This window comes from Nitrospira sp. M1 (genome assembly GCF_965152605.1).
Genome location: NZ_OZ224217.1, coordinates 1,694,013 through 1,711,321, shown reverse-complemented (window position 1 = coordinate 1,711,321; position 17,309 = coordinate 1,694,013). Strand labels below are relative to the sequence as shown.

The window sequence follows — 17,309 nt, the reverse complement described above, 5'->3', positions numbered from 1 at the left end:
AGGCATGGAATTAGATGTTGGGAAAACTCAGTGGAAGTCGAAGGTTTCAGAGGAAACGATTCAGCATGTCATGCCTAAGGCTTACAAACAGGACAATGCTCCAGTCGGGTCAGACCTGTATTTTCTAATTCGTCAAGCGCCGTCTCTCTATCTGGATACTCAAACCACCCACCATCCCAGAAATCAGCACGTCCCGCCATTGATGGTATTTCAAGACAACGCTCACGATGGAGCATCGCCTGATCAAGAGCATGTCTCACATGAATCCAATAATTCATAACACCATAGGGGCTCTGGAAATTCTAGGCTGTGACATGAGAAGACTAGTCACCCAAGAGTTGCCACTCATCCTTTTCAACGATAACTTTTTCTCCGGCTTGTAACTTTTTGACATCATCACGATGTAAAAGACGAAAATAACGATCGATACGATCCTGTTCATCAATACGTTCTTCTTGCATTAATCCACTGGCTAGCTTGTACTTCCGAATGAGCACCGGCATGGCACGCCTCCTTCGCGTTCTGATAGAGTTTTTCGAAATTGAAACCTCGTAAAGTAATGGTCTCACTTTGATAAAGTCAAGACTCTCACCTACAATACAACCGAAAATGGTTTTGAGGCAAGCCATAGCGATGCTTCTCCACGATTCGCTATAATACGGCATGCTCTGAACCGTTGCTCAGGAACCAATTAATCAGATGACTTTCATCTCTCGTGATATTCACTAGCGAATGAATAACTATCTCTTAGAGCGTTAAGGAGGGTTAACAATGCCATTATATGAATACGTGTGTGAGGCATGTGAAAATCAGTATGAACTGATGCAAGCGCTGAGCGTGAAGGCCGAAGACACAATCTGTCCAAAATGCAATGCGACCAAGAGCCGAAGAATCATGTCCGCCTTTGCCTCAAAAGTCGTGGGAACACATAAGACAGGTTTTGCAGAAATGAAAGCGTATAATATGTTGGATGAGCGAGTGAACAAATTCTCTAAACTCCCCCCGCTGATTGGCCAACGTACAGCTATTACACCAGGTCCTCCACCAACGCCACCCGGCTCAACCTCTAGCGATTCGGCATAGAATACGTGAATGTCGTTTGTACAGCTCGGGCTCAACACATGGACAGCCGATGTTGAGGCCACTGTGGTTGCAGCATATAAGCTATGACGTCACTGTTTTTTAAGACTCCGCATTCGTGGCTTGACATTCATGCCTAAAAACAGGAATTATTCCGCGGGTTTCTGTTGAACAAAGAATCATGAGTTGCCAAAACCCAGTACAGAGCGTGTCGCGTGGCATTCCTCTTTTTCGCAATAAGACAGACGTTTGAAATGAGGAGGATGGAGTGAAAATCTTCCTATGCAGTGTCTTACTCATATTCTCTCCTGCAATCTGGATAAGCGCACTGAATGCGGAAGACCTTTCCCTCAATGATTCAACTATATCCGGCACGCTTCTGATTACTGGAAATGGACCGGAACGTCATTTAGTCGCAGACTTGGCTAAAGCGTTTGAAGAAAACCATTTTTCGGTCTCCGTTGATGTGTTTTGGCATGAGCACGCAAAACCAATACGAACGCTTGAGTTACGTGAAACCGATATTGGAGTAACGGGGTATCACGCACCTCACCTGCGATCGACAGTCGTCGCCCGCGACGGAATTGCCATATTGACTAACTTTTCAAATCCAGTTTCAGAAATGAGCCTCGCGCAGGTCGCTGGCGTCTTTTCGGGAGAAATTCGCTACTGGTCTCAGGTATATGAAGAAGCGCCAGAGATGAAAATACAGCTGGTGAATCGAACCGAGAATCAAAACATTCGACAAGGGTTGACCGATGTGCTAGGGATTACGCGGATTTCCAGATCAGCCAAAATAGTGGACCAAGAGCGGCACGCCATCAATGCTGTGACAGGCGACCTCGCGGCCATTACGTTTGTCTCGATGGCGCCAGCCTTACGCGCAAAAGAAGACGGTGTCGCGATTAATCTCATCTTTATCGATAAGATTGAACCCGAATTTCAAACGGTGTTGGATAAAACATATCCACTCCAGCGACCGGTAGTCTTCAACACCAGCAAGGATCCATCCCCGTTGACCGTAGAATTTGAACAATTCGTCTTGTCGCCAGAAGGTCAACGCATTGTGAAAGCGAATCACTATTATCCTCTTGATACATACTAACCTCAATGCGAGACTGGCCGAAGGATACACCAAGGTAAGCTTCATGGTAGTCAGACAAAGGCATCATGTATCGAGACCTAATCAATACGCAGTAAACGACCCGTATGTTTAGAAAAATACTTATTGCAAATCGAGGCGAAATCGCCATGCGGATTATCCGTGCATGTCGTGAACTCGGCATTGCCACGGCAGCCATTTATGCCGAAAGTGATGCGACTGGCATCTATGTGAAAAAAGCAAACGAAGCCTATCTTGTCGGGCCTGGTCCCGTAAAAGGGTACCTTGATGCCCAGCAAATCGTGCGGCTTGCTAAACGAATTCACGCAGATGCCATTCATCCAGGCTATGGCTTTCTTGCGGAAAATGCTCAATTTGCCACGTTATGCGAAGAAGCCGGCATCACCTTTATTGGTCCCTCTGCCTACTCTTTGGACCTACTCGGGGATAAAGTCAAAGCTCGTGAATTGGCGAAAAAAGTCGGTGTTCCTGTCGTCCCCGGCACTGACGGCCCGGCATCCAGCATTGAAGAAGGCTTGGACTTTGCACGGCGAGCCGGGTATCCCGTGATGGTAAAGGCCAGTGCAGGAGGCGGTGGACGTGGACTGCGCGTCGTCCGGTCTGACGAGGAACTCAAAGAGGCCATGGAAGCGGGTGCCCGTGAAGCGTTAGCCGCATTTGGCAACGGAGAGTTATTTCTCGAAAAATATGTCGAACGCCCACACCACATTGAGTTTCAATTACTCGCCGATAAAAACGGCTATGTCATACACCTGGGAGAACGTGATTGCTCGATTCAACGCCGACATCAAAAACTCATTGAGATTGCGCCCTCGCTTATTCTCACACCACGGTTACGAGCCGAAATGGGAGAAGCAGCCATCTCCCTGGCGCGGGCGGCCCAATTCTACAATGCCGGCACCATCGAGTTCTTGCTGGATCCGGATGGACGATACTATTTCATTGAAATGAATCCACGCATTCAAGTTGAGCATACCGTAACCGAGCAAATCACCGCCGTCGACATCGTTCAATCCCAAATTTGGATTGCGGCCGGTCGTCCACTGGTATTCGGACAACATGAGGTGAACTTGCAGGGGTATGCCATCCAATGTCGTATTAACGCAGAAGACCCGCAAAATGAATTTCGCCCGTCATCAGGAAAAGTCACGGCCTATCTTTCGCCAGGCGGGGTCGGCGTTCGGATTGACGGACAGGTCTACAAAGATTTCACGGTCCCCCCCTATTATGATGCTCTCCTGGCAAAACTGACCGTGCATGGACGAACCTGGGACGAAGCTGTACGACGGACACATCGTTCGCTGGAAGAGTTCGTCCTCCGTGGAGTAAAAACCACGATCCCGTTCCTGACAAAAATTATGGAAGAACCGGACTTTCGAGCCGGTCGTTTCGATACCTCATATCTTGAAGGACATTCAAATCTGTATACCTATGAAGAAATGGTAGAACCAGAGGATTTGGTTGTCGCATTATCAGCAGCCATAGCGGCCTATGAGGGGTTATAACCAATAATCTAGAGACCTGCACAGGAAGTGATAGCCAAGTACTGGCTGAGTCCTTCACTCTCCTCCTGCTGCGTTGAAAGGTGTACGATGGCTTCCAAACGTCCTCCAGCAAAAAAGAACAAACCGGCCCGGCAGTCTTCTGGGAAAAAAAATGCTCATCACGGAGCAGAGCTTGACATCAAAGCTTCTCCCGGAAGACGGCTTCACATTACCGATGTGGCACTCCGAGACGGGCATCAATCCCTTTTGGCCACGCGAATGCGAACAGAAGATCTTCTTCCAATTGCCTCACAATTAGATACGGTTGGATTCTGGTCATTAGAAGTTTGGGGCGGAGCCACGTTTGATTCATGCCTTCGATTTCTCAAAGAAGATCCTTGGGAACGACTTCGAGCCTTTCGTGAAGCCGCGCCCAACACTCGCCTTCAAATGCTCCTTCGTGGACAAAATTTGGTCGGCTACCGACATTATGCCGATGATGTTTTAGAAAAATTCATTGAACTGTCGGCCAAAAATGGCATCGATGTGTTTCGGATTTTTGATGCACTGAACGATATTCGAAATATGAAATATGCCATGGAAGTGGCCAAAAGTTGCGGAAAGCATGTCGAAGCGACCATTTGTTACACCGTAAGTCCAGTACATAGCCTCAATCACTTTGTCGAGCAGGCTAAGCAACTGGAAGATTTGGGAACCGACACGATTTGCATTAAAGATATGGCAGGGCTGCTTCCCCCATTCGAAGCCTATGAACTCATGACCCGGCTCAAGGCAACGGTGCGAGTTCCGATCCATCTGCACACGCACTACACCTCCGGGATGGCGTCAATGTCGGCCTTAATGGCCGTACTCGGGGGGCTGGATATTTTGGACACCGCAATGTCTCCTCTGGCAGGCGGCACCTCGCATCCTCCGACAGAATCCTTCATCGCCGCGTTACGGGATACACCCTACGATACGGGATTAAATCTCCAAGACTTAGCACCGGCCGCCGACGGTCTTCGAAAAGTGCGTAAGCGGTATCGTCAATTTGAAAGTGATTTTACGGGAGTTGATACGGATATTTTGGTGTCTCAAGTTCCCGGTGGCATGCTGTCAAATCTCGCGTCACAATTGGCTGAACAAAATGCCTTAGATAAAATGAAAGACGTTCTCAGTGAGATCCCGAGAGTTCGCAAGGACATGGGATATCCACCACTCGTCACACCATCCAGCCAAATTGTGGGAACACAAGCGACGCTTAATGTGCTGACCAACGAACGATACAAAGTCATTACGAACGAAACCAAGAACTACTTCCGTGGTCTCTATGGCACACCACCTGGATCACTCAATTCAGCAATTCGGAAACAATCACTCGAAGGTGAACAGCCGGTGAAAGGACGTCCGGCAGATAGTCTCGACCCTGAACTTGATGATGCAATCGAAGAACTGAAAGAACAAGAACCTTCACCTGAAGATTTAGTCTCCTATGCGATGCTGCCATCAGTGGCATTACAATTTTTTGATGAACGCGAACGTGGGGAACTGAAACCGGAACAACTCGACCCACAAGGAGAAGACGGTCCCTTTGTGTCCACTGACCTTCATCTCGCACCTGTTGAATTTAAAGTAACGGTCCATGGCGAGTCCTATCATATCCGCGTCTCTGGTGCAGGCCGAACCGTTGATGGGGTCAAGCCCTACTACATCAAAGTTGACGATAAACTTGAGGAAGTATACCTTGAGCCTCTTCAAGAAGTTTTAGCCGGAGGACCAGAAGCTGTTGCCACTGACGGCAACGCCAAGTCGACGGAAGGACGCCCAAAACCCTCAAAACCTGGAGACGTCACCACACCCATGCCTGGACGAGTGGTCAAAGTTTTTGTCAGTGAAGGTGATACCGTTGCAGTCGGAGACTCGTTGCTCGTCGTTGAAGCGATGAAGATGGAAAACCGGGTACAGTCGCCCGTTGCAGGAACGGTGTCAGCTATTTTTGTCCAGGAAGGCGACGAAGTGAATCCAGACGAGACACTGATTCAACTTGAGTAACCTGTGAGCGGTAGACCAAATCCTTGCTGGTATATTTTCATCATCTTTCTGCTCATGGTTCACTATGGGTGTACCACCACCCCGACACTCCCACCCTTGATTGAATCGATTCAACGAATCCCCCTGCAGACCATCAACATTGATGGCCATCAGATTGCCTATCTCGACACAGGCCAAGGGGCACCTCTCCTATTGCTTCATGGGTTCGGTGGCGCTATATGGAATTGGGAGCACCAACAATTAGCGCTGTCATCACACTACCGAGTCATCACGGTTGACCTCTTAGGCTCTGGAATGTCGGCTAAACCAGACATTGCGTATTCACCTTCAATGTTGACCTCGTTTTTCATTAACTTTATGAATGCCTTAGGCATTGAGAAGGCAACGTTAGTTGGAAACTCCATGGGGGCCGGTCTCGCCATGGCAACGGCCTTAACAGAACCACATCGTGTGCAGGCCCTTGTTTTGATATCCGGCTTTCCACCAACGTTCAAAGGCTCGATACATTCACCGCGCTATAAACGATTTCTTGAGCATCGCCCTCCCCTATGGATGGCGAAAATCGGGAACTGGATGGCCGGACGTTGGGCCACGCAAAAAGTCCTTGAAGAAATCTTGTATGATGTTACATTATTAACACCAACCGTGATAGAACGCTCATATCGCAATAGAATGAAGACTGATGTGCTGACGCCATTATATTCGCTCATGGAACACATGGAAGAATGGGAACTCCAATACGGAGCACATCTCCAAGACATTGAACAACCGACGCTGATTTTATGGGGAGAAGAAGATCAAGTTTTTCGCCCGACTGTCGGTCAACACTTACAGGAACTGCTCCCTCGGACGACATGGCATCTCATTCCAAAGGCCGGCCATTTTCTCCAATGGGAAAAACCCGAACTCGTCAATACCGCTATCCAAAAGTTTTTAGCAAAGACGCCAACATGAAGATAATACACATTTCGTCGCAGCGCTAACCTATTACCTTGGAGATTTCACATGACTATGAATATAAGAACTTGGGGTTTGTTCATGACGGTCTTCGGATTATCATTGTTGACTGGATGTTCGACCATGGGCGGCACACAGGACAAGGGATTTACCTATACCGACATACCCGTTACGTATGAAACGGCATACCCTGGAGAAGGCAATCATATTCTCTTCCGAGACAAAGAGCTGCCGTTATCGGGAGAGGGCATTCAGATCGGCGATTCACTTCGATCGGCACAGGTCACGAAGTCCGATTTATCACTCAGCACACTAACGGGCCCCAACAACACCATACGCATCATCAACATCGTCCCCTCGCTCGACACGAAAGTTTGCGAACAACAAACGCACTATCTCAGTGAAAAGAACCACGGCCTTGACCAACAAATTTCTCTGATCACGATTAGCATCGACACACCATTTGCACAAACTCGATTTGCCGAAGAAGCCAATATCGATAACGTCGTATTTTTATCTGATTATCGTGGCGCAGAATTTGGGAAAAACCATGGGTTGCTGTTAGAAGGCCCTCATGTCCTAGCCAGAGCCGTCATGGTCGTGGATCAAGACAACATCCTTCGGTACATGCAGGTCACACCTGATCTCGGACAACTTCCCGACATGGAGGCGGCGTTTCAAGAAGCCAGACGTCTCCTGGACACGCCGTCATGACGTTTTCAGACCATTTACGAACACGTGCGGCCTCTATCTGGAAAGCTCAGTTGAAGCATCCCTTTGTCAAAGCATTAGGAGACGGTACGCTTTCTGCTAGAAAGTTTCGATATTATATTCTGCAAGATGCCCGCTACCTTGAAGAACTCTCACGTATCTTTGCCGCCGGAGTGACGCGTGCCACAGATGCCGACACCGCTCTACATTTTGCCAAATTAGTCGAAGACACGATCGTTGTCGAACGAGGACTGCATGAAAGCTATGGCAAACGCTGGAAGCTATCGGCCAAACAGATGCGTGCCACTCCACAGTCACCAACAAACTATGCCTACTGCCGCCACATGCGAAGCGTCGCACAAGAAGGCACGCTTGGTGAAATAACCGTGGTCGCGCTCCCATGCGCATGGATTTACTGTGAAATTGGAAAACACCTCTTACGAAAAGGATCGCCGAACGCCAACCATCCCTATCGAGATTGGTTGCTCATGTACGGCTCACCTGAATTTGCCGAAGTCGCTCAGTGGATGCGTGCAGTTGTTGACCGCTGTGCCAAATTGGCCGGCTCAGCGGAAAAAGCTCGCATGGAGGAAGCTTTTCTCATCAGTTCGCGTTATGAATGGATGTTTTGGGACATGGCCTGGCGCGAAGAAACCTGGCCGGTCTAGCCAGAGAGACTGAATACTTCCAGGATTGCACAAGTCACGAATCCACCCTGAAACGTAGACTGTAACAGCTAAAAACTCCGCGATCCCGAGGGGCAATCGACAACATAGTATCTTCCTCATGCATCATGGTATGACCATGTTCGATTCAAGGTCCTCAGCCCTTTTCTTTGCTTCAATTTTCCTACAAATAGTCGCCTCCCTAGCGATTCTCAATTCAGTCCAGTGAATGCCTAATAATTCACATGATCGCCATCTATCTAATGGATAGACGCCAGCGGACTTGTTCGTGCCATATGCACTTAACTTACATGTATCGGGAAGAATAGCTGCTGCTGGTCTTTCGAGGTCGTGCTTTAATCGTCACGCCAAGGAGTAGCCCAAGGACGACTAAGGCCCCACCATACAGCAACCAGTCTCGCTGCACATTGTCTTCCAATTTTTTGACAGTAGAGGACAGTTCACTCACGTCGTGACGCAAGCGTTCGTTCTGTTGAGTCAGTTCAACATTATGCGCATGCTCTTTGATTGGATTTGCCGACACACGCTTCAACTCGGCGAGTTCATTGGTCAGAGCGGTTACCTGCGCATTCAACTCGCGATTAGTGGCCTCGGAAGCCTTATTCTCAGCTTGAATAGCTGTATGCGCTGTACGATCTTTTGCCATTTGAGCTTCCAGCCGTTGAAGACGTTTCTCTGCGGCCACGAGTTTGTCCCTGGCAATTGGTGACGCAACAAGGTATTGAGAACGGAGCCACCCCTCCGTTCCCCCGTCGGTCCGAACTTGCGTAAATTCGCCTTCCTCGTCGGTCGCAAGCACAGTGAGACGTGTCCCACTCGGCAGACCACTGTGAATGATGCGATGACCAGGAGTTGGCCCACTGCGCATCGGGACCTTTAATACATCAGAGATATAGTTCACATCTCCAACTGCAGCGAGTAACGGTACGGGAAAACCAAGATAAAAAAACATGAACAAGACGAGATAGATAAAGCGTTTCAAAGCGATTAGCCTCCTTGCTATTGGGGTCATGACTTGACGTGGCATAACTGTTGAGCCCTGACTTGCTCACGGCTGAGCCCCCGACTTTCGAGTATCCGTTGAATATGCGAGATTCGTGAAGGGGAAACCCCAAACCGGTCCGCCACCACTCCCAATGGTTCGTTCGCGACTCGCCTTAGAAGCCAGGCGGCACATTGATATGCATCCTGATGCTCCCGTGTGAGTAACTTCCTGGGATGCATGGAGTAGACCTGTCCGACTCGAGTCAATACCTGTTCTCCCGTCAAGCGAGTCGGCGACACCTGTATCCGAGGGACATTCGTGACAGACTGCCGTTTTACCAGTTTTGCCATCGTGGATAAAAATGGTTCGGTCCCTAAAAATATCTGCCCCCGCACATGTTCCCAAGGTGACGGTTCATTCACTCCATCTCTGACGAATTGTTGATAGCGTCGTCGCCCTTCACTCATCGAGCGGTGAAAAAGTCTGTGAACGCCGTCGACATTAATCCATGACGGTGCCTTTTCCAGTCCAGCCGTCAGACGATAACTACTCCACTTCCACTCATGGACTTTCCGAACGATTCCCGCTCGAACCGGATTGAGCACGATATAGCGACACAACTCCTGCAAGTACACATCCTTCTCCACAAGAATACTTTTAAATCGACCCTGCAGAACAGGCCCCCCTTGTTGATGACGACGATTAAAAGTCTGCGTGTACAGGCTATTCAATCGACGCATGCCGCGACTGAGATTTCCCTCTGGTGTTTCAAGCAAAAGATGGTAATGGTTTTCCATCAAACAATACGCATAGCACCGCCAACCTTGCTGACTGACTTCTCGACCAAGAATATCGAGAAAGCAGCGGCGGTCTTGCTGATCGAGATAGATATCTTCTTGCGCGTTTCCACGAGCCGTCACATGATACAACGCGCCAGCATACTCCAACCGTAATTGTCGAGCCATATCGCTAACGCTAACGGGCATGACCTATTAAGTCAAACAATGACCCTCTCAATTGTATCTGGAAAGATGTTCTATACGAAACGACATAATTCAGAGTACACTCCTGCGACACAAACTCGTAGATTTGTCACATTTCGTCACGGTGCAACATGATCAAGAATTCTCAGCCCCAAACACTCACCTATTTACACTATCGTGATCCGTGTCAAAAAAAGCCCTACATTGCCTTGACTCTACCTGCTCCTTCACCTAGAGTGATGTTGCCTTCCATGGCGTCAGAGGCCTATGGGCATCGAGAAGTAAGTGACTGGTTAAAAAGGCCCAGTGACTTTATTTCTTAGCATGCAACGGTTCCCACTCGATTCTGACCCTCATACAATCAACGCCTTCCCACCAACATCCTTCTAAAGGTGACCCCATGAAACCTCTTCGCGTTACCATTCTCGATCTTGTCACAAAAGGACCGACAAAGCGCATGTATGCACGCGTGATGAATCCTAATCTTGCCAGCATCATGCCTCAGGTGGTAGCCGTATGGTGCGAGCAAGCTGGCCACAAAGTCCGATTTGTGTGTTACACCGGAACTGAAGATTTGACTCAAGAACTTCAAGGTGACACGGATCTTCTTTTTATCGGAGCCTTTACGCGATCAGCGCTGACGGCATATGCCATCAGCAACTTATACCGGCAACAGGGAGCCGTGACCGTGCTTGGAGGTCCTCACGCTCGAAGTTACCCGCAAGATGCCGCACAGTATTTTGACTACGTGCTTGGGTTCACCGATAAAGCCATTATTCAAGAAGTCTTACAGGATTGTGCACCCTATCGCCCTCTCGGCCGTCAACTCTCGGCCAAGAAACAGCCCGTAGACCTTCCAGGAGTAAAAGAACGATGGAAATATATTGAACCCACGATTGCCAAAGCGCCAACAATTAAAATTGTTCCCATGATTGGGAGTTTGGGATGTCCCTATACCTGCAATTTCTGCATCGACTCTGAAGTTGATTATGAACCCGTCCCTTCAGATCAAATTCGCGAAGACCTGCGCTTTCTTCTCCAAAAAATTCGCCGCCCAAAAGTTGCGTGGCACGATCCAAACTTTGGCGTTCGCTTCAATGAATACATGACCACGATTGAAGAGGCCATCGGTCATCGGAAGATCGACTTCATTGCAGAAATGACGTTGTCACTGTTATCGGAACCGCACTTAGCACGCCTACAAAAAAATGGGTTCAAAGCGATGCTTCCGGGTATTGAGTCATGGTATTCCCTGGGAGACAAATCCAGAACGGGACAGAACATTGGCATCGAAAAGGTTCAACACGTTTCTGACCACATCAATATGATTCTCAGGTATATCCCCTATGTCCAAACAAATTTCATCTTAGGATTAGACACGGATGAAGGCTCAGAACCCTTTGAACTGACCAAGCGATTTCTTGACCTCTCGCCAGGAGCCTTCCCCGCGTTCTCCCTACTCTCCGCCTTCGGTCAATCGGTGCCGGTCAACCTCGAATTACAAAGAGAAGGTCGAGTCCTTCCGTTCCCATTCCATTTTCTAGATAACAATAAGTCTATGAATGTCAGACCCAAAAACTATACCTGGCCAGAATTCTATGAACATGTCGTCAACCTGTCACAATATGCCTTTTCATGGCCAAGAATCATAAGAAGGTTTCAGGCCAATAAAGGTATTGTTCCAAAGTGGATGAATGGATTGCGGGCGGTGTCATCTGAAGGGTTTGGGCGTATCCGATACCATACAAAAATCCGTGGATTTCTGGACTTGGATCCACAATTCCGGAAGTTCTTTACAGGAGAAAGCCATCAACTCCCGAAGTTTTATGAGAATCGAATTCGAAAAAGTCTCGGTTCCCTTTGGGATGCGTTACCTCAGGGTTCTCTGTTACATGATCACAATGCCTACCTCAAGTCGACGCCTCCCTCTTCAGACTGGATAGACACTCCAATTACCCCGAAAACAGTGAGTCCCGTGACGATGAAAACCTCATAGGTCACGTCGCCATATACTTGGAGGAAATTCCCTATCTCAAAGAAGAAACTTCCTGTTTTCTCCTACACTCCGAATCCCCCCAGGCGTCGGTAACGATTTGATGTCTCAGTAGACATCTCGTGCATGACCACATATCACAGCATTCCCTGAGCACAATATTTGCACTTCAATACTTTAGATGCGAAAATATGATGGGGATAAGGGCACTATGGGTGTCCTTCCCTCGTCAGGCAACGACTTGAGGCCTGTGTCACGACTGCAGCAGTGAGGTATTGTGCAAAACGAACGCGGCTTTACATATTTAATGACCATGTTTTTTGTGGCCATGATGGGGATCTCATTAATGGTCATCGGTCAGGAATGGTCGGTCACCATGAAGCGAGACCGGGAAGCCGAACTCCACTTTCGAGGCACCCGCATCAAAGAAGCTCTTGAACGGTATGCAGCCGATTATGAGGTACTAAAAGGCATTCGTCCGACTCGTTACCCTCATCAATTAATCGATCTTACCAAAAAACCAAAGCGCTACCTGCAGACTGTGTATAAAGACCCCATGACTGGAAAAGACTTTGACCTGATTAAAACAGGAATGGAAATTCACGGGGTCCGGAGCACCAGTCAAGAGAAACCCTATGATCAAGTCAACTTTAAAGGGGCCAAGACCTACCAAGCGGTACGCTATGAGGTGACTGGACAATCTGGAGATTGCACACCTGGCGTCGATATCAGCAAACTTGAAACATTTGTCGGGTGCTCAGAATCCATCACGACGGAGATAGACCCAGAAACCGGAAAGCCAGTCCAAAATCCAGATAGCGCACAAAATGCCGTCTCTGAGCAAGGAGACATTCAATAAGTGCATCACGGCACGTATTCTTCCGCGCGACAAAGCACTGAGAAACTCTTGTTTTTTTCTCTGTCGAGATGAGTAATGTTCAACGCTTAATTTTTTGAGAAAAACTTCCGATAAAGAAAACAGACGTACGGGAACGAGAAAGAATCTAGCCTCACTATACGAACTATGCTAGGTTATGTGCGTGTGGGTGAACAGACCTTCTCTACGCGCACGGCAACAGCAATTCCAATTCGCAACCACTAACTCATGAAACATATTCGTCATCAATGGCTCCTGACATATCGATTGTTTGCATTAAGCTTTTTGGTTCTTCTCTTCGCTGCCTGCACAACACCTCAGCTCGAGCACGCCGAAGAAATGGTCGCCAACGAAAATTGGGATGGAGCCGTCGCGGCGTATCGAGAAGCAATCCGAGAAGACCCGTTTAATGAAGAGCTTCAGGACAAACTTGAAGAAGTCAAAGGCCGTGCAGCCGAAGCCCACTACACCAATGGCAGAAAATGGCTGAAAGATCATCTGTTAGCTGAAGCCTTACAATCCTTTCAAATGGCCTTGGGACTCGTCCCCGGAAAGGCGGAATATCAAACTGCCCTCACTGATGTCTTACGATTAAAGGAGGCGCGGCAAGCACTGCAAGAAGGGAAAAAGCTTCAAAATCTTGGACAACTCGAGGAAGCCATGGCTCGCTATGAACGTGCCATTCAACTCGACCCCAGTTTAACTCAAGCACTCGACAATATTACCGCCATTGCTCAGCAACAAAATAAACAAAAATCCATCGGTGGATCGACGGAACCCGTCACCCTTCGATTCCAAAACACACGACTCAAACAGGTATTTGAAATTCTTGCAAGAACAGCCAATATCGACATCTTATTCGATAAAGATGTCCGCGATGATCTCGTGACAATCTTTACGAGAGATACGCCATTTGACGAAGCCTTGACGCTCATTTTAAACACCAATCAACTCTTCGCCAAACGCGTCAGTCAGGATACCCTCTTAATCATCCCCGACACCAAACAAAAACGGGAACAATATCAAGACCTCAAAATCCGAACATTTTATCTCTCGAACGCCAAAGCCAAGGACATGGCGAATTTGCTTCGGACCATCCTTGAGACAAAACGAGTCTACGTGAATGAGCCCTTGAACACCGTCGTCGTACGAGATGAGCCAGCGAAACTGTCGTTGGCAGAACACATTATTCACGCAAACGACCGTGGCGATGCAGAAGTGTTATTCGACGTTGAAGTACTCGAAGTCAATCGAACCAAAACAAAACGAATTGGCCTCAACTTTGCCAAACAAGCTGGCATGGGTATTTTTCCTCCTGGAGCCACGGAGTTTAGCAATATCTTACAAAGTTTCACCTTTCGTAATCTCGTGAACCTTGGACCGGACTCATATCTCTTTACATTCCCAGGCAGTTTTCTTCTGGATTTCTTCAAACAAGAGTCTGACGCCAAAACACTTGCCGCCCCAAAGATTCGAGTGCTCAATAATGAAAAGGCCTCGATTAATATAGGTGACAAACAACCGATTCTTCTCTCAACGACCCAGGTGTTACCTGGACAAGCAACGACTGGCGTCACTCCCACCACGTCGACTGTAACATCTATTGAATTTAAAGATACGGGGATTAAGTTAACGGTTGAACCCACAATTCATCTCAACGATGAAATTTCTTTACGTTTACAAATAGAGGTCACGCGATTGGGCGATCGAGTCGTGCTTCAATCCAACCCTGAAATCTCTCAGTTCCGATTTGGGACTCGTACCGCCGACACGGCATTGAGCCTGAAGGATGGCGAAACCGTTGTCCTCGCCGGGTTACTACAAGAAGAAGATCGAAAAACTCGTGAATCCGTTCCAGGCGTCGATGACGTTCCGCTCCTAGGCGATCTGTTAAGTAATTCCGAGACAAATAAGATTACCACCGAAGTCATACTCGTCATCACCGCACACATTGTTAACAGCGTGTCTCCTGCAGACCTCACCAAACAAACGCTGTGGTCAGGAACCGCAAAAAACTACGATACGAAACCGTTATTCTCTGAACCGAATGTCGCCATGCCGATCGTGTTAGACAACACCTCCACCTCCTCAGCAGAACAGGATGATCCAGAAGAGCGAACAGCTGACTCAAGCACCGTTGATGCACCGTCGAACGAAGGCTCCGGATCAACGGAAGACTCTGAATCGGCATCGAGCGATGCGACGCAAACGGTTACCCGGTTAACCTTGCTGCCCCCAGCGCTTTCCACAAAGGTAGGAGAAAATATCAGCATCGATCTCACTGGTCAGGATATACCATCTATCGAAAAAACACATATCACGATCACGTACGACCCTAAAATACTTGCGTTTCAACAAGTACTGGAAGGGGCCTTTTGGCTAGACCAGAATGTTCAACCAAATCTTAGCGTCTCCGACGTTCCCAATATGGGACAAGTGGTGATACAGATGAATGGGGCGGGCAAGGCCGTTCAAGGCAATGGGCCACTCGCGACTCTGGTATTTCAAGCAAAAGCAGAAGGCAATGCATCCTTACACATACAACGCTCATCGTTTGTTAGCTCAACGGGTGAACCGATCCCCGTTATTACTCAGCATGGGAGGGTGTGGGTTCAATAGGATGCAATCCTGTCGTGGGGTGACATTCCTCGAACTCTTAATTACCCTGGCGATCATCTTTATTTTGGCGTCCGTGGCCCTACCGATTACCAAGGTCAGCACGAAACGATCGCAAGAGTTGGAGCTACGCCAAACACTGCGAACCGTTCGGACCGCGATCGATACATTTCGACGAGACTGGGCCAGAGACGGCGACACACTTCTTGGCCCGCTGTGTGTGAAAAATCAGCTCACGTGTAAGGAAAGTACTGGACAAAGCGGATATCCAAAATCTCTAGACTATTTATTAAAAATTGAATTGACCGGGGCGGAAGCGCAAACTGAAGGAACACACAATATTCGTCGCTATCTCCGTCGAATTCCTATTGATCCGCTAACGGGAAAAAATGAATGGTTACTCCGGTGTTATCAAGATGAAGCTGATGCTGACCGATGGTGCGGAGAAGATGTGTTTGACCTGCATACGACCAGCACGAACGTCGCTCTGGATAAGACTAAATACCGTGACTGGTGATCATGCGCACCTCAATACCATACAAGAACGGATTTACCCTGTTGGAACTGTTGATCGTGGTAGCCATTGCCGCGATTCTGATTACCTTGGCGGTTCCATCATTTCAGACGTCATCAACCAAAGCTAAGGAAGCGGCATTAAAACAAAACTTATTTACGATGCGATCACTCATTGATCAATTTTACGCCGATCGTGGCAAATACCCTGCCACATTAGAGGAGTTGGTGTCAGAACAGTATATTCGTGAATTACCGATAGACCCCTTTACGAAATCGTCGTCGTCATGGGAGGAAATTCTCGAGGAGAAAGATCAAGAAGATGACTCTCCAGCTGGAATCTATGATGTGAAAAGTGGCAGTGACGGAACGGCACTTGACGGTAGACCCTATAAAGAATGGTAGGCATTGCTATGAAGTATCTCTTACGTATTTGGCCTCAATCGTTGTTTGTCTTCTTGTATGTCCTGGCCACCATTGGATGTACCCATACCCCAGCCGCCGTACCCGAGGAAGTGCATGTGCCTCAACCGGCTCCCGTACAAGAAGTCTTAATCCATGAAGCACGTGAAGAAGCCAGCTTGTTGCGATCAGAACTCGCCATGATCAAAATTGCCACGGCCAAGCAACAGGCCGAACTTCAGTCTGCCCTGAATCAACTCAATACGTTGAAAGAACGGGAAGAGGCATTCTCGGCCAATATGCAAAGCATCAAGGAAAACTTATTAGCGGCTGAAAATGAACGCGATCAACTTCACCAAGAAAAGATTGAACTCCAAGCCCAATCAGCAGCTCTTCCTGATCTTCAACAGTTAATCGCCGAGGTTCAAACGGTCCAGACATCAGTGTATGAAATGATGGCGAATATGGAAACACTCATGACCGAGGTTGTACAAATCAAACACGACATGAAACAAACGCAGAGTCAGTCGCAACGTGGCACACCAAACTTAACAGCCTTTTCCATGACAACCTCTTCAAATCCAAGGACGAACTTCGATACCTGGACCGTGAGCGCAGGCGATACCCTGTGGCATATTGCGCAACAGCATGGCATTTCCGTGGACGACTTAATGGATATGAATGCTTTACAATCAGATGTGATTGTGGAAGGGCAAGCCCTAAAGATTCCTCAGCTTGCCGCTCATCAACCTGACCAAGAACAGCAAGAGGCGGACATGCCAGAGGCTGAGGTTGTTCCCCCAACAGAATAAACACATGTGACTCCTCCTCAGCATGGCCTTACTCA

The 17,309-nt window shown here is 48.2% G+C and carries 17 protein-coding genes; 14 read left to right on the top strand and 3 right to left on the bottom strand.

Annotated elements, in window-relative coordinates:
• The first annotated feature begins 4 nt into the window (after window positions 1-4).
• Entirely contained in the window at window positions 5-280 is a 276-nt protein-coding gene (locus ACWHX8_RS08005; protein WP_447971430.1) for a hypothetical protein, read from the top strand.
• Window positions 281-323: 43 nt separating this feature from the next.
• Here ACWHX8_RS08005 and ACWHX8_RS08000 read toward each other — a convergent pair whose 3' ends face one another.
• A complete protein-coding gene (locus ACWHX8_RS08000) occupies window positions 324-503 on the bottom strand; it encodes a hypothetical protein (RefSeq protein WP_447971429.1) in 180 nt (59 codons plus the stop codon).
• Window positions 504-771: 268 nt separating this feature from the next.
• On the opposite strand from ACWHX8_RS08000, the gene ACWHX8_RS07995 reads away from it, so the two are divergent.
• From ACWHX8_RS07995 to tenA, 7 genes are all read left to right on the top strand, one after another.
• Entirely contained in the window at window positions 772-1,083 is a 312-nt protein-coding gene (locus ACWHX8_RS07995; RefSeq protein ID WP_447971428.1) for an FmdB family zinc ribbon protein, read from the top strand.
• A 265-nt stretch (window positions 1,084-1,348) separates the two neighbouring features.
• Window positions 1,349-2,185 carry a substrate-binding domain-containing protein gene (locus ACWHX8_RS07990; RefSeq protein ID WP_447971427.1) on the top strand — a complete coding sequence of 279 codons (837 nt, stop codon included), beginning with the start codon at window positions 1,349-1,351 and terminating at the stop codon, window positions 2,183-2,185.
• Between the two features lie 104 nt (window positions 2,186-2,289).
• On the top strand, window positions 2,290-3,708 hold the full coding sequence (locus tag ACWHX8_RS07985) for an acetyl-CoA carboxylase biotin carboxylase subunit (protein WP_447971426.1): 1,419 nt from the start codon (window positions 2,290-2,292) through the stop codon (window positions 3,706-3,708).
• An 87-nt stretch (window positions 3,709-3,795) separates the two neighbouring features.
• On the top strand, window positions 3,796-5,739 hold the full coding sequence (oadA, locus tag ACWHX8_RS07980; protein WP_447971425.1) for a sodium-extruding oxaloacetate decarboxylase subunit alpha: 1,944 nt from the start codon (window positions 3,796-3,798) through the stop codon (window positions 5,737-5,739).
• A 3-nt stretch (window positions 5,740-5,742) separates the two neighbouring features.
• Window positions 5,743-6,693 carry an alpha/beta fold hydrolase gene (locus ACWHX8_RS07975; RefSeq protein ID WP_447971424.1) on the top strand — a complete coding sequence of 317 codons (951 nt, stop codon included), beginning with the start codon at window positions 5,743-5,745 and terminating at the stop codon, window positions 6,691-6,693.
• An 84-nt stretch (window positions 6,694-6,777) separates the two neighbouring features.
• The gene (gene tpx, locus ACWHX8_RS07970; RefSeq protein ID WP_447971423.1) at window positions 6,778-7,410 is read left to right on the top strand and encodes a thiol peroxidase; all 633 of its coding nucleotides are present in this window, start codon (window positions 6,778-6,780) and stop codon (window positions 7,408-7,410) included.
• Window positions 7,407-8,075: a thiaminase II gene (gene tenA, locus ACWHX8_RS07965; RefSeq protein ID WP_447971422.1), complete on the top strand. Its 669-nt coding sequence runs from the start codon at window positions 7,407-7,409 to the stop codon at window positions 8,073-8,075. The genes tpx and tenA overlap by 4 nt, the downstream gene beginning before the upstream one ends.
• A gap of 304 nt (window positions 8,076-8,379) precedes the next feature.
• On the opposite strand, the gene ACWHX8_RS07960 is transcribed toward tenA, so the two are convergent.
• Together ACWHX8_RS07960 and ACWHX8_RS07955 are read right to left on the bottom strand one after the other, a co-directional pair.
• Window positions 8,380-9,075: a TIGR04211 family SH3 domain-containing protein gene (locus ACWHX8_RS07960; RefSeq protein ID WP_447971421.1), complete on the bottom strand. Its 696-nt coding sequence runs from the start codon at window positions 9,073-9,075 to the stop codon at window positions 8,380-8,382.
• A 26-nt stretch (window positions 9,076-9,101) separates the two neighbouring features.
• A complete protein-coding gene (locus tag ACWHX8_RS07955) occupies window positions 9,102-10,064 on the bottom strand; it encodes an REP-associated tyrosine transposase (RefSeq protein ID WP_447971420.1) in 963 nt (320 codons plus the stop codon).
• Window positions 10,065-10,461: 397 nt separating this feature from the next.
• On the opposite strand from ACWHX8_RS07955, the gene ACWHX8_RS07950 reads away from it, so the two are divergent.
• The 6 genes from ACWHX8_RS07950 to ACWHX8_RS07925 all read left to right on the top strand — a co-directional run bounded on the left by ACWHX8_RS07950 (window position 10,462) and on the right by ACWHX8_RS07925 (window position 17,274).
• A complete protein-coding gene (locus ACWHX8_RS07950; protein WP_447971419.1) occupies window positions 10,462-12,057 on the top strand; it encodes a B12-binding domain-containing radical SAM protein in 1,596 nt (531 codons plus the stop codon).
• A gap of 274 nt (window positions 12,058-12,331) precedes the next feature.
• Entirely contained in the window at window positions 12,332-12,913 is a 582-nt protein-coding gene (locus tag ACWHX8_RS07945) for a type II secretion system protein (RefSeq protein ID WP_447971418.1), read from the top strand.
• Window positions 12,914-13,159: 246 nt separating this feature from the next.
• Complete coding sequence (locus ACWHX8_RS07940; RefSeq protein ID WP_447971417.1) at window positions 13,160-15,550, top strand: secretin N-terminal domain-containing protein; 2,391 nt, start codon at window positions 13,160-13,162, stop codon at window positions 15,548-15,550.
• A gap of 1 nt (window position 15,551) precedes the next feature.
• Entirely contained in the window at window positions 15,552-16,064 is a 513-nt protein-coding gene (locus ACWHX8_RS07935) for a type II secretion system protein (protein ID WP_447971416.1), read from the top strand.
• Window positions 16,065-16,066: 2 nt separating this feature from the next.
• Window positions 16,067-16,465 (top strand): type IV pilin protein, encoded by a 399-nt coding sequence (locus ACWHX8_RS07930; RefSeq protein WP_447971415.1) that lies wholly within the window; start codon window positions 16,067-16,069, stop codon window positions 16,463-16,465.
• An 8-nt stretch (window positions 16,466-16,473) separates the two neighbouring features.
• Window positions 16,474-17,274, top strand: coding sequence for a LysM peptidoglycan-binding domain-containing protein (locus tag ACWHX8_RS07925; protein WP_447971414.1), 801 nt, complete (start codon window positions 16,474-16,476; stop codon window positions 17,272-17,274).
• Window positions 17,275-17,309 lie beyond the last annotated feature (35 nt).